A 13,348-nucleotide genomic window follows, 5' to 3' on the forward strand; every position below is an offset into this window, starting at 1 on the left:
CTAGAACTCAAACTGATAGAGCACATCTAATGCCTGACTAATTCCAGACACCGCTTCCAAGTATAGCTTTGGCATCAGGCGGTAACGCAGCGTTAACGTTGCCAAAGAATCGAATATGCCAACTCCATATTTCACTTGCAGACCCGGAAGGACGTAACCGCTGACGACAACCTGAGAATTATCGCCAACACCCTGTGTATCCAGAGCTAAATTACTTACGCCAAAGGCCTCGCCGATTTTACCCACAACTTGACCACTTTGTGCAACCCCTAAACCTACTAACATTGAGGTCATCGCCGAGCTATCTGCTCCGCCGCTGTCCAAACCCTGTCCACGCAGCAGATAAGAGAGCGCTTCCTGCTGCGACATCGCCGGATCGGAGAAGACTTCCAGCTTCGGTGTAGCAGCCATGCCAGTGACGCGCACGCCTGCGGTAACGTCGTCAGCAGTGTTGTCTGGATTACGCACGGCTTCGATATTCAGGATCGGCTGGTCGGGCGGGCCAGAGAACAAAATCAGTCCTTTACGGACGATCAAATCTTGTCCATAGGCTTTAAAGCGGCCGGACGGAATATCGATCTGGCCGTTTAGCCCTAGTCCGCGCTCGTCCTGAACCATCTTCAGGTCACCCTGTAGACGGGCGGCAAGCCCAAATGCATCTAGCTGTACATCATTACCAACGCGGATCGTGAGGTTGCTATTAATAGGAATCGCAGCGCTGGCTTTTTTCAGCGGCTGGCGCTGAGCATCGAGCATCACTTCATCCGACGACACCGCCACCGCGCTTTCCGGCATATCTTTAACCACGATACGCGCCCACGGAATACTGACCGATCCGTTTAACGCAAACAGCTGCGGCGTGGCCTCGAAAACAATATCTGGCGAAACATCCAGCCTCGCCATAGGCGGAATCGTCACCCGCAACTTCTGGCCTTTCGCGGCAATTCGCGCACGCCAGGCATCAGGCTGCGACCAGTCCGCGTTCCCACCAAGATTTAACTGTCCATTATCCGTTTTCAGGAAACCTTGCAGCGTTGACGACATCCCACTGAAGTTCACCGCCAGTCGCCCATTGGTCAGGTCAATCGGCATCCAGTTGCCATCAATATCCAACCGTTCCAGCACCATCTGGCCGAATAACTGCGGGCGAGCGACATCTCCCGCGAGACGCAGGTTCGCATTCAGTATCCCCGCCGCTTTTTCTCCTTTGCTCAATGCAGGGTTGAGCAACGCCAACGAAATATTATTGATCGTGACGCTGCCGCCGAGATTGCGCCGACCCTGTGGATCGGTCACTTGAATATCACCGCTGAAGCGCCCGTTTTCGCGAATCGCCATCAGCCAGCCAAGCTGCGCCCGCCCGCGATCGAGCCCGGCATTCAACGTAAAAGTATCGAAATCAATCGGCAACGTATTGCCCTGCATCTGTTGGCGAACGCTGATGCCGTTCCCTACCAGCGATACTTTCGCCTGCGGTAAGCCTTGTCCCGCCTGCCAGCTGATATCGGCACCGCCCGTGAACGTCCCAGCCAGCACCGTATCCTCCGTCAGGAACGGTTTTAACATGGCAAGATCGAAACGGTTCAGTCGAACGCTTGCCTGTCCGCTCGGCCCCGCTTCAATCGCTTTTGGTACACAAAGTTCTGCGTTCGGATTACGCCAGCAGTGCGTGCCAATTGTGATCTTCTGCTGCGTATTCAGGTAATCCAGCGCCATATCCTGTGTCAGACGCCATTCCCCCACAGGGGTGTCGAAACGGGTATTGCTCAACGTGCCACGCCAGCGTTGTTCCTGACGATCGAAGCTGCCTGAAAGCGCTAATTGCCCCGCGACCGGCTCACCCTGCATATTCAATCGGAGCTGGTGCTGTTTCTCGTTGCCGCTGGCATCCAGCGTTAACAGACTAATATTCAGGCCATCTTGCTTCAGATCTTCAAGACGCACCGCGAGCTTGCCCTGAATCTGCTGCTCAGAGCGGACATCACCTTCCACCCTCACCTGGCTAATCGTGATAGCCTGCCAGCGCAGCCCGGAAGCCGTGATATCCGCTAACATCTGCGGTTCACGCAGATTGCCGCGTAGTTTGAGTGTGCCGATGGCGCGCCCCGCGAGGCCGGGCAACATACCATCCAGCGACGGCGCATTGATGTCCGCATCCAACTGCCACTTGTCGCTCAGGTCGCCTTTGACGTTCAGTTGGTTACGGCCTAACGCCAGATTCAGCCCAGGTATTGTCCACTGGCCCGCGGCGTTACCGCGTAGTTCGCCTCTGGCCGTGAGCTTGTTCGCTTTCACGTTACCGTCCAGCCGCAATTCAGGCACCTGCAACTGCCAGCTACCGCCATAGACGCTGCCGCGTGTCGTTATTTTCCCGTCTATTTTCGCGGGCCATTCGGGCCACTGTTTCGCGGTGTTAATCCCGTTCAGCAGGAGTTCACTGCGCCAGCTTATCGCTTTACTCCAGTCGATAAGTGCACTCAGATCGGCGTTGCCCTGCAACGCTGCCAGCCGCAGACGGCTCAGCGTAAACTGCTGCTCATTGCCTTTGCCATCCAGCAACAGCATCGCGGGGGGAATGTCCGCTCCGCTGAGGTCGCCACGCAGCGACAGCGCGTAGTCGGTCGCTTTGCCGTTAAAACGCAACCTGACGTTGCTAGCCTGATACTGTGTTGCCCCCGTCAGAGGCCAGCGCACACGCTCGGTTTGCAGCGTCAACGCCAGCGGCAGCCCGGCTTCCGCCAGTTTAGTTTGTAGGTCTACCTGCGCACGCTGCGGCCCCGAGAGATTCAATGCCACATTCAGCTGTTCGCGCAGGCCGCCGTCGACCGTCAGTTTCAGCTTTTCGCCCTTGAGCGGATCGACGTTCAACATGCCGTTCGCCGTTAGCGAAACGGGCCAGTTATCACTGAGCGTCGCCTCACCGCGCACATTCAATCCGCCCTGCGGCGATTGCACGATCAATTTGTCCAGACGCAAATGCTGCTGTTGGGTCGACGCCTGCACGAACAGGTTATTAATCAAAATGTCCTGATCGCCTGTCAGCCGCAGTTGTTCGCCATGAATCTCGACAATGTTCAGATCCAGCGGTAACGTGAACTGCGGTAGATTCGGCAGCAGCGGTTTGGAGAACAATTCGCTTAGGCGTTCACCCAGAGGCTGTTCAGGCTCTGCTGGCTTGTCAGATGCGCTATCCGTTTTGGGTGTCGATGCTGTCAGTATCGGTGTCGTGGTGGTGGCTGCCGCGACCGTATTATTTGCCTCTAGCACTTTATCGATTTGAAGCGTTTGCGAGGAGCCTTGCTCAACCGCCTCGCGTACGTTCGCCGCTGTTTCTTTGATGACGGATGCCATTTCAGCCGCCGTCACTTTGCCATCTTCCAGCACATCGACAGGTGTTTTCGGTAAAGCCACCAGCAGCGCACTAATTTTGGTCGGCAACAGCGTCAGCGCGCGTCCTTCCCACTGCATTCCCGTACGGAATTCGCCCAGTGAAATCGCCGTATCATCGACAGTAACCTGAACACTATTGAGTACCAACTGACGCAGAGAAATAGGGAAAGGTGCTGAGATTTCCGTGACTGGCGTCGAAGGAGGCGGTGATTCTTCTGCCGCTGGCAAGGCTTTGGTATCCACGACGACATCCACGCGGTTCGCCGAGAGATCATTGATGCACAACTGGCTTTTGCGTAAACACCCTAACGCCAGCGACAGATGAAATTCATCAACCTTTACCGTCACGCCCGGCATCTCGTAGCTGACATTTTTCAGCGTTAAATCACGCCAGCCACCGCTCACGCTGGCAATATCGAGTCCCGGCACCACGCGCGCGGCGGTATTCAGCAACAGATGCAGGCCCGGCGTAGTTCCCACCAACAGCCCCAGCCCGACAATGAGCAGTAATAAGAAGGCGACGATCCCGATACCTATCTTTTTCCACCAGCGTCCTTTCCGCACTGGCGGCGTCGGCGCGCTATCAGGCATGACGTTTTCTTCTGGCACCGGATCCTGTACTTTTTTTTCGTTTTTATCATCCATCATAATTCAGGCCCCAGTGCGATATAGAATTGAACATCGTTCTTCTTCTCTGCATCGCCGATCGGCATGGCAACGTCGAGTTTCACTGGGCCAATCGGCGAGGCCCAGCGCACACCGACACCCGTGCCAGTCTTGAAGTTACTCCGTTTGATGTCATTCACCGCTTCACCTGAATCAACAAAAACCGCACTCCACCATTTTCCCGTCACGTTGTATTGGTACTCGAGCGAGCCAGTCGCCAGCTTGGACGCACCGGTCAGTTTGCCGTCGCTGTCACGCGGCGAAATAGATTTGTATTTATACCCACGAATGCTGCGATCGCCACCGGCAAAGAAACGCAGTGAGGGAGGAACGCGGGAGAAATTATTGGTCTCAATCCAGCCCAGATTGCCGCGCGCGACAAAACGGTGTTTATCCGCCAGCGTACGAATCCAGACGTTCTGCGCCTGAACCACGGCAAAATCGATATCCGATCCCCAGGTAGTGTCGGAAATATCGATAGAATAACGCTGCGTATCACCCCATACCGGCATCAGCCCGCCGCGTTGACGAGTTCGGTTAATGCTCACGCCCGGATAGATCAGCATCGTGGTATCCGTCACGCTCGCCTGCGTAAAGTGATCGAGGCTCCAGCGCAGGTTGATCGCCCGTTGCCAGCCGCTGGAAAGATCCCAGTAGCGTGCAACATTCACCGTGGTGCCATCGGATTTGGTATCGTTGAGATCTTCGCGTTTAAAACCGCCTTGCAACAGGTAATACTGCTCAAGCGGGTTCTTCAACAAGGGAATTTTGTAGCTAAAATCGAGTGATTGCTCCGGCGCAGACACGCTCAGGCTGCTTTCCAGACTGTGGCCCCGAGAATTCACCCAAGGTTTATTCCAGGTCGTTTTAAAACGAGGGCCAACATCAGTGGCATAACCCACCCCAGTTTCGATGCGGTTGCGGGTTCGCGGCGTCACCACAGCGTCAAGCGGCAGAACCTTGGTGCTTTTTGACTGTTCGAAATTGGGCGATACCACGACGGAATTAAACCATCCCGACGCAGAGAGGCGACGGTTTAACTCACCGAGATCCTCACTGGTGTAAACATCGCCTTCATGAAACGGTACCAGATTTTGCAGATAATCATCGCGGATTTGTGCGCCCTGAAAATTCACAGCGCCAAAACGATAGCGTTCCCCACTATCAAAATCGATGTCCCAAAATGCTTCTCTCTCTTCGCGCATCACGCCGAGCTGGCTTTGCTGGAAGCGTGCATCAAAATAGCCTTTGCGTAATGACAAGCCGTTCAACCCGCTTTTAAAGCGATCGTAATCACTGTGATTCAACACAGAACCAATTTCAGGACGATCGTCTTTAACCAGCTGCTGATAGTCTTTATCGTCATGCGCACCGCCACGCAAGGTGATGTTCACACCAGCAATTTTTACCGGTTCGCCGGGCGTAACAGTCGCAATCAATACAGGTCGCCCACCATTAACGGCAGGTCGAAATTCAAAACCAATCTGTGGATCGTAATAGCCGAGCGCACGCAACCCCTGACGGATCGCCTCATCAACGCGTGACCGGAAACGCCCGTCAGCATTAACCTCATCGACCGCAATGGTAGATAAACCTGCCCGCACATTTTTTTGTAACTGCCCTTCCAGCCCCATGACTTGCAGACGCACACTCGCCGCCTGGCTATCTGGCGCCAACATGAGCAGCGCGCACATCAGGCCAAGAATCCGGTATCGTGGTGCACCGCAGCCAGCAAGGACGTTCTTTTGTTCTGCTACGCCTTTTTGCCCGGTAACACTTTTTTTTCCAATGAAACGGTTCTTTGAAGTGAAACGTCTTTTTGCAATGAAAATAGTCACTGAGCTCCCTGATAAATCGGTCTGTCGCCTAAAACCTATAGCATGGCTTTTATCACTTCGCCCGCCGCGTTGACGGCCGCCGCTGTACGCTTACCTGACAATCCGCCATGTAGCGCTGAAATCTTCTGCCAACTTTGCATGATATTAGTGATAAATACTAATTTTCTATCTTAAAAATAGATTTTCACCTACAAACATCAGTGTGCGGCATTACAGATAAACATTACCTTAACATTAAACACCATTAAGATATAAAGACAGCCCAATGCTTCTTGGTTATGCTTTCAATGAAAGCGGGTTATTTACCCAGTCTAGCTGGAGTTAACAACGTGATGAATTCGATTGATAAGACGCAGCGGATTACGCAATCCGATGCTTTACCGGGGCGTTCCACCCCTATGCCAGTAGCCAGGCTGCACGTCGTGCATGAACATTCCATGACGCATGTGCCGGACCACATGTCTGTCGCTATTTTTGCGATGGGCTGCTTCTGGGGCGCAGAGCGTTTGTTCTGGCAACAGCCGGGCATCTACAGCACCGCTGCGGGTTATATCGGTGGTTACACGCCCAATCCGACCTACCGTGAAGTGTGCAGCGGGCAAACCGACCACGCCGAAGCAGTGCGTGTCGTTTTCGACCCTGCGACTATCAGCTACAGCCAATTGCTGCAATTATTTTGGGAAAATCACGACCCCGCACAGGGTATGCGTCAGGGTGGTGATATCGGCAGCCAGTATCGCTCCGCCATTTATACGCTCACTCCCGAGCAGGAACAGGCCGCGCAGGCGAGCCTTCAGCGCTTTCAACAGGCGATGAGGGAGAACAGCGACGGTCGTGCGATCAGCACAGAAATCGAACCTGCGGGCCCGTTCTATTATGCGGAAGAGGATCACCAGCAATATCTGCACAAGAATCCGAACGGCTACTGTGGATTAGGCGGCATCGGCGTCTGTCTGCCGCCTCCGCGTTGACCGCTGGCGGTAATTTCACCGCTCCTGCTATAATGCCCCCGAACCGGGCTAATCCTCGCCCGGTTTTGACCTTCAATAACGATCATAATGTGTTCACTTTTATGTGTTCACCTTTCTGAGGATCGCTGCGTCAATCTCGGCTCATGCGAAAACTTACCTAAAGTAAAAACTATGTTAAACAGTCTATTACTGATTCTTTTTCTTATTGCCATCAGTGCGTTTTTCTCGATGTCGGAGATCTCGCTGGCGGCGTCTCGTAAAATTAAACTCAAACTGATGGCTGATGAGGGAAATATCAACGCCAATCTGGTGCTCAAGTTGCAGGAAACGCCGGGCATCTTCTTTACCGTGATTCAAATTGGCGTCAACGCCGTCGCGATTCTGGCCGGTATCATCGGCGATGCGGCATTTTCCCCTACCTTTTCCATGCTGTTTGAACGCTTCATGTCACCCGAATCCGCAGATAAAGTCAGTTTCATCTGCTCATTTGTCCTTGTCACTAGCCTGTTCATTCTGTTTGGCGATCTCACCCCGAAACGCATTGGTATGATTGCGCCGGAAACCGTAGCGGTCCGCATAATCAACCCCATGCGCTTCTGCCTGTTCCTTTTCCGCCCGATGGTCTGGATATTTAACGGTCTGGCTAACGTCATTTTCCGCATGCTCAAGCTGCCGATGGTGCGTAAGGATGACATCACGTCCGATGACATTTACGCCGTGGTGGAAGCCGGTGCGCTGGCTGGCGTACTGCGTAAGCAGGAACACGAACTGATCGAAAACGTGTTTGAGCTGGAATCCCGTACCGTGCCTTCTTCCATGACCTCGCGTGAAAGTGTGGTCTACTTCGATCTACGCGAGCACGAAGACAGCATTAAGGAAAAAATTGCCCAGCAGCCACACTCAAAGTTTCTGGTTTGCGATGGCACAATTGATCAGATCGTCGGCTACGTGGATTCCAAAGACCTGCTGATTCGGGTGCTGGGAAACCAGAGCCTGACGTTGAGCAGCGGCGTACAGATTCGTCAGGCGCTGATCGTTCCGGATACGCTGACACTGTCCGAAGCGTTGGAAAGTTTTAAAACCGCGGGCGAAGATTTCGCGGTCATCTTGAACGAATACGCTCTGATCGTCGGCATCATCACCCTTAATGATGTGATGACGACACTGATGGGCGATCTCGTCGGCCAGGGAATGGAAGAGCAGATTGTGGCGCGTGATGAGAATTCATGGCTGGTTGAAGGTGGTACACCAATAGAAGACGTGATGCGGGCGCTGAATATTGATGACTTCCCACACTCCGGCAACTACGAAACTATCGGCGGATTCATGATGTATACGCTGCGGAAAATCCCGAAACGTACCGATGCGGTGCGCTTCTCAGGCTATAAGTTTGAGGTGGTGGATATCGACAGCTACAAAATCGATCAGTTGCTGGTGACGCGTCTGGAAGATCGTCCGATTATCGCGTCAAGTGCGAAAGTTGATAGCACAGACTAACCGTTACTCTGGCAAAGCCAGATAACAAACCAGAACGGCCCGCTACGGGCCGTTTCTTTATCATTTATCCCATCTCAGCCTGAAGCCGGATGACCTGGCGATTCACTTCTGACATCACCAGAAGATGCTGCTTATCTTGTTTCTTTGGCAATAGAATTTTGCCGTAGTCGAACTCAAAAGCACCAACCCCTTTTATGTACAGCCGCCCGCGAAACAGAGTTTTCACATATTTGGCGACTTTCGAAGGATTGTAACGTTCGAAGATCCTCATCGTTTTACTCTCCCGTTTTATTTTTCTACGCTCTCCCTTTCGCCAACATGGTTGAGGTTCTGGAGCGCTAATGAGATAACGGATACTGCTAATTAGTACTGTAAAACGGCATTTAGTTCCCTACCATTTAGTATTCTTAACTGCTTTTACGGATTTTTACAGAATAGTGTTTAAGTAAATATTTAGTCATCAGTATAAACCTTCAAAAATAAGGGTTTTGTGCACTCCGGCATAAACCGTGTTATCGCGGAGCAGGACAGACCCGTTTCCTGAATCTACGCTTATTCCATAGCCTGACATTTTCCATAATAGACATCGCATCAGGCCCCCCACACGGAAGGACATACCATGATAAAAATACGCCACCTGCTCCTCGCGCTCTCTACCGCTTCCTTGCTGGGGCTTATCTCACTCCCAGCCTCGGCCCATACGCTAGTGCTCAACCAATCGGTTCCCCCCGTCGGTGTCGCGGACAGAGGAGAACTTCAGTACCTTAATAATCAGTTTAGTTATAAAAACTGGAACAGCGCGCAATTGCCTGGGAAAGTACGGGTGATACAACACATCGCCGGCCGAACCTCGGCAAAAGAGATGAACGATCCCCTCATCTCCGCACTGAAGGCCGCTAACCTACCGCATGATTATTACCAAACGACGACAATCGTGAATACCGACGATGCCATCATCGGCACCAGCATGTTTGTGCGCAGTAGCCTTGAGGACAACAAGAAAGCCTTTCCATGGTCGCAATTCATTGTCGACAGCAACGGCAACATGCGCAAAACCTGGCGGCTACAGCCGCAAAGCTCAGCTATCGCAGTGTTGGATAAACAGGGAAAAGTCCGTTTCGTGAAAGATGGCGCGTTGAGCGGGCAGGAAGTGCAGCAGGTGATGTCCCTGCTGCGTCAGTTACTGGAAGAGAAATAGCGCTAAAATAAAGAGACGCGAAAACCGGGGTTGAGGAAAGATTCACGCGGCGTGTAAGACAGAGGCTGCCCCTGCCAATCGTGAATCTGCGCCCCAGCAGCCACCGCCACCGCATGGCCCGCCGCTGTATCCCAAATGTTAGTCGGCCCGAAGCGTGGGTAAAGCTGCGCTTCACCTTCTGCCACCAAACAAAATTTTAGCGATGACCCAATCGCCACCGTCTGGTGCTCACCCAACTGGCTAAGATAATCTTTCAGTTCACGATCGGCATGAGAGCGGCTGACTACCACCAGCGGCGGATACGCCTGCTTCACCGAAATTTGCCGGCGCTGACCGTTCTCTTCTTTCCAGGCTTTACCGTCCGCCGCGGAATACATCACGCCCGTGACCGGTACATAAACCACACCCATCACGGCTTGGCCGTTTTCGATCAGCGCAATATTGACCGTAAACTCGCCGTTGCGGTTGAGGAACTCTTTCGTGCCATCCAGCGGATCGACCAGCCAATAGCGCTGCCAGTGCCGACGGACTTCCCACTCCGGCGGATCTTCTTCTGACAGCAAAGGAATATCAGGAAACGCCGCCGCCAGTCCTTCCTTAATGACCCGATGAGCCGCGAGATCGGCTGCGGTCACTGGCGAATCATCTTTCTTGTGCGCGACATCTACGGGCTGCTGCCCATCGTAAACCTGCATAATGGCAGCACCGGCATCACGGGCCAGATGGCAAATAGGTTCTAGCATGATCTACCTCGTCGTTATTGGTTGCGCGTAACGCAGACTTCATCTCTGTCATTCATTATATACCCCAAATAATTCGAGTTGCAGGAAGGCGGCAAGAGAGGGAATCCCGATGAGCTTACTCAAGTAAGTGATTCGGGTGAGTGAACGCAGCCAACGCACATGCAGCTTGAAGTATTACGGGTATACATCTGTGAGGCAATCTACGATTATCGCCATTACTGATGTCATCCTCAGAATTTAGAGACGATAATCACTTTAACTTCATCATGATATGAAAGACACCCCGATCGCCTCACGCGTCGACAATCACCGCACAAGGAGTTACGCAATGAAGCATTCACTGGCACTCAGCCTGCTTGCTACGCTGGTCGCCACGACCGTTCATGCCGCCACCGTTGATTTACGGGTATTGGAAACCACCGATCTGCACAGCAATATGATGGATTTCGATTACTACAAGGATACCCCAACCGATAAATTTGGTCTGGTGCGCACCGCCAGTCTGATTCACGCCGCGCGCGAACAGGCGACCAACAGCGTGTTAGTAGATAATGGCGATCTCATTCAGGGTAGCCCGTTAGGCGACTACATGGCGGCTAAGGGGTTGAAGACTGGCGATGTACACCCAGTTTATCAGGCGATGAACACGCTGGATTATTCCGTCGGCAATATCGGTAATCACGAATTCAACTATGGATTGGACTACCTGCACAAGGCGCTGTCTGGCGCGAAATTTCCTTATGTGAACGCCAATGTGCTGGATGCAAAAACGGGCAAACCGCTGTTTACGCCTTACCACATTGAAAATAAATCGGTTAAAGATCGCGATGGTAAGCAGCATACCCTGCGCATCGGCTACATTGGCTTCGTCCCGCCGCAGGTCATGGTGTGGGATAAAGCCAATCTGACAGGAAAAGTCACCGTGGAAGACATCACGGAGAGTGCCAAAAAATGGATACCGGAAATGCGTAAGCAAGGTGCCGATCTGGTGATTGTTATCCCCCACTCTGGCCTGTCCGCCGAGCCGTATAAAGCGATGGCGGAAAACTCCGTTTACTACCTCAGCCAAATTCCTGGGGTTGATGCCATCATGTTTGGTCATGCTCACGCGGTTTTCCCCAGCAATGACTTTGCCAACATCAAAGGCGCGGATATCAAACAGGGAACGCTTAACGGTGTGCCTGCCGTGATGCCGGGACAATGGGGTGACCATCTCGGCGTCGTCGATTTCACATTGAATAACGACAGCGGCACATGGAAGGTGGAAAATGCGAAAGCGGAAGCCAGACCTATCTATGACAAAGCACAGAAGAAATCACTGGCGGCGGAAGACGACAAGCTGGTGAAAGTGCTTTCCGATGCGCACAAGGACACGCGCGAGTTCGTCAGCAAGCCGATCGGCAAATCCGCAGATAACATGTACAGCTATCTGTCGCTGATTCAGGACGATCCAACCGTGCAGATCGTCAACAATGCTCAGCGCGCCTATGTCGAACACTTTATTCAGGGCGATCCCGATCTGGCCGACCTGCCGGTGCTCTCCGCCGCCGCACCGTTTAAAGCCGGTGGACGTAAAAACGATCCAGCCAGCTATGTCGAGGTGGAAAAAGGCCAGCTCACCTTCCGCAACGCCGCCGATTTATACCTCTACCCGAACACGCTGGTGGTGGTGAAAGTCAACGGACAACAGGTGCAGGAGTGGCTGGAGTGCGCTGCGGGCCAGTTCAAACAAATCGATACGAGCAAGCGTGAACCGCAATCGCTGCTCAACTGGGACGGCTTCCGTACCTATAACTTCGACGTGATCGATGGCGTCAATTATCAGATTGATGTGACGCAACCTGCCCGCTATGACAGCGAGTGCGCATTAATCAACGATAAATCGCACCGTATCAAAGCGCTGACGTTCAACGGCAAACCGATCGATCCTAAAGCAACTTTCCTGATCGCCACCAATAACTACCGCGCCTACGGCGAGAAATTTGCCGGTACGGGTGAAAAGTATGTGGCCTTTGCATCGCCGGATGAAAACCGTTCCGTGCTGGCGGCTTACATCAGTGCGGAAACGCAAAAGTCGGGAGAAGTGAAGCCGCAGGCGGATAACAACTGGCGTTTGGCGCCTATCGTCAGCGATACGCCGCTGGATATCCGTTTTGAAACGTCGCCGTCAGAGAAAGCCACCGCGTTTATCAAAGAGAAAGCACAGTACCCGATGACGTCCATCGGTAATGATGACACGGGCTTTGCGGTTTACCGCCTCGACCTGCAACACGCTAAATAAGCGCTTAACGCCTATTATGCGCAGGCTCCTGCTTCGGCGGGAGCCTGAACGATCGGTTATTCAAACCAGAAAATCCTCCATTTTCACCCCAGTATCATACTGTTACAGAGTAATGAAACAGGGGTAATCTCTTCTCGGTGTACAGTAGGTTATCTACATACCGATACAACATAGAAAAATGGGGACAAGAATGTCAAAAACCGTCGTTATTTATCATTCAGGCTATGGTCACACGCAACGTTTGGCTGCTGCCGTCGCAGAGGGTGCAAATGCCGAGCTCATCGCAATTGATGCAGAAGGGAATATCAGCGACGCCGAGTGGGAGAAACTCAACGCTGCCGATGCCATTATTTTCGGTACACCAACCTACATGGGCGGCCCGACCTGGCAGTTCAAGAAATTTGCGGATGCCAGCTCTAAAGCCTGGTTCTCCCGCACCTGGAGCAACAAAGTATTTGGCGGTTTTACCAATAGCGCCAGCCTAAACGGGGACAAGCAGGTCACGCTGATCTATCTGCAAACGTTGGCTTCACAGCACGGTGGGATTTGGGTCAGCCTGAACCAGTTGCCGTCCAACGCCAAAGCGGCGAAACGCGACGATCTGAATAACCTTGGTGGATCAGTAGGTCTGCTGGCGCAGACACCTTCCGACGCCAGCGCAGATGAAGTGGTCGCTGGCGATCTGGCGACCGGTAAACTGTATGGCCAGCGCATCGCTGATATCGCCGCGAAACTGGCAAACTAGTTAAAAGACACATCATATC

General features: G+C 52.9%; 9 protein-coding genes. 5 read left to right on the plus strand and 4 right to left on the minus strand.

Annotated elements, in window-relative coordinates; genetic code table 11:
• A complete protein-coding gene (gene tamB / locus GZ59_RS17435) occupies nucleotides 1-4,038 on the minus strand; it encodes an autotransporter assembly complex protein TamB (RefSeq protein ID WP_039293447.1) in 4,038 nt (1,345 codons plus the stop codon).
• Nucleotides 4,035-5,750 carry an autotransporter assembly complex protein TamA gene (tamA, locus tag GZ59_RS17440; protein WP_039295233.1) on the minus strand — a complete coding sequence of 572 codons (1,716 nt, stop codon included), beginning with the start codon at nucleotides 5,748-5,750 and terminating at the stop codon, nucleotides 4,035-4,037. The genes tamB and tamA overlap by 4 nt, the downstream gene beginning before the upstream one ends.
• 476 nt (nucleotides 5,751-6,226) lie before the next feature.
• Between tamA and msrA the strand changes: the two genes are divergently transcribed.
• Nucleotides 6,227-6,865, plus strand: a complete 639-nt coding sequence (gene msrA, locus GZ59_RS17445) for a peptide-methionine (S)-S-oxide reductase MsrA (RefSeq protein WP_011095100.1) — start codon at nucleotides 6,227-6,229, stop codon at nucleotides 6,863-6,865.
• Between the two features lie 171 nt (nucleotides 6,866-7,036).
• Nucleotides 7,037-8,362, plus strand: a complete 1,326-nt coding sequence (gene paeA / locus GZ59_RS17450) for a polyamine export protein PaeA (protein ID WP_011095101.1) — start codon at nucleotides 7,037-7,039, stop codon at nucleotides 8,360-8,362.
• 64 nt (nucleotides 8,363-8,426) lie between these two features.
• Here paeA and GZ59_RS17455 read toward each other — a convergent pair whose 3' ends face one another.
• Nucleotides 8,427-8,633, minus strand: a complete 207-nt coding sequence (locus GZ59_RS17455; RefSeq protein WP_011095102.1) for a DUF1107 domain-containing protein — start codon at nucleotides 8,631-8,633, stop codon at nucleotides 8,427-8,429.
• 348 nt (nucleotides 8,634-8,981) lie between these two features.
• Between GZ59_RS17455 and GZ59_RS17460 the strand changes: the two genes are divergently transcribed.
• Nucleotides 8,982-9,560, plus strand: coding sequence for a YtfJ family protein (locus GZ59_RS17460; RefSeq protein WP_039293450.1), 579 nt, complete (start codon nucleotides 8,982-8,984; stop codon nucleotides 9,558-9,560).
• Between the two features lie 2 nt (nucleotides 9,561-9,562).
• Here the strand turns inward: GZ59_RS17460 and cysQ are convergent, their stop codons facing one another.
• Complete coding sequence (gene cysQ, locus GZ59_RS17465) at nucleotides 9,563-10,303, minus strand: 3'(2'),5'-bisphosphate nucleotidase CysQ (RefSeq protein ID WP_039293453.1); 741 nt, start codon at nucleotides 10,301-10,303, stop codon at nucleotides 9,563-9,565.
• A gap of 328 nt (nucleotides 10,304-10,631) precedes the next feature.
• On the opposite strand from cysQ, the gene GZ59_RS17470 reads away from it, so the two are divergent.
• Nucleotides 10,632-12,584 carry a bifunctional 2',3'-cyclic-nucleotide 2'-phosphodiesterase/3'-nucleotidase gene (locus GZ59_RS17470; RefSeq protein WP_039293458.1) on the plus strand — a complete coding sequence of 651 codons (1,953 nt, stop codon included), beginning with the start codon at nucleotides 10,632-10,634 and terminating at the stop codon, nucleotides 12,582-12,584.
• Between the two features lie 190 nt (nucleotides 12,585-12,774).
• Nucleotides 12,775-13,329: a flavodoxin family protein gene (locus GZ59_RS17475; RefSeq protein ID WP_011095106.1), complete on the plus strand. Its 555-nt coding sequence runs from the start codon at nucleotides 12,775-12,777 to the stop codon at nucleotides 13,327-13,329.
• Nucleotides 13,330-13,348: the final 19 nt, after the last annotated feature.

The sequence above is a fragment of the Pectobacterium atrosepticum genome, assembly GCF_000740965.1.
In the GTDB taxonomy this organism is placed as follows: Bacteria; Pseudomonadota; Gammaproteobacteria; order Enterobacterales; family Enterobacteriaceae; genus Pectobacterium; species Pectobacterium atrosepticum.

Bases quoted from the DNA above. Each gene is read 5' to 3' on its own strand.
- tamB (WP_039293447.1), bottom strand. From the start codon at position 4,038: ATGATGGATGATAAAAACGAAAAAAAAGTACAGGATCCGGTGCCAGAA.
- tamA (WP_039295233.1), bottom strand. From the start codon at position 5,750: ATGTGCGCGCTGCTCATGTTGGCGCCAGATAGCCAGGCGGCGAGTGTG.
- msrA (WP_011095100.1), top strand. From the start codon at position 6,227: ATGAATTCGATTGATAAGACGCAGCGGATTACGCAATCCGATGCTTTA.
- paeA (WP_011095101.1), top strand. From the start codon at position 7,037: ATGTTAAACAGTCTATTACTGATTCTTTTTCTTATTGCCATCAGTGCG.
- GZ59_RS17455 (WP_011095102.1), bottom strand. From the start codon at position 8,633: ATGAGGATCTTCGAACGTTACAATCCTTCGAAAGTCGCCAAATATGTG.
- GZ59_RS17460 (WP_039293450.1), top strand. From the start codon at position 8,982: ATGATAAAAATACGCCACCTGCTCCTCGCGCTCTCTACCGCTTCCTTG.
- cysQ (WP_039293453.1), bottom strand. From the start codon at position 10,303: ATGCTAGAACCTATTTGCCATCTGGCCCGTGATGCCGGTGCTGCCATT.
- GZ59_RS17470 (WP_039293458.1), top strand. From the start codon at position 10,632: ATGAAGCATTCACTGGCACTCAGCCTGCTTGCTACGCTGGTCGCCACG.
- GZ59_RS17475 (WP_011095106.1), top strand. From the start codon at position 12,775: ATGTCAAAAACCGTCGTTATTTATCATTCAGGCTATGGTCACACGCAA.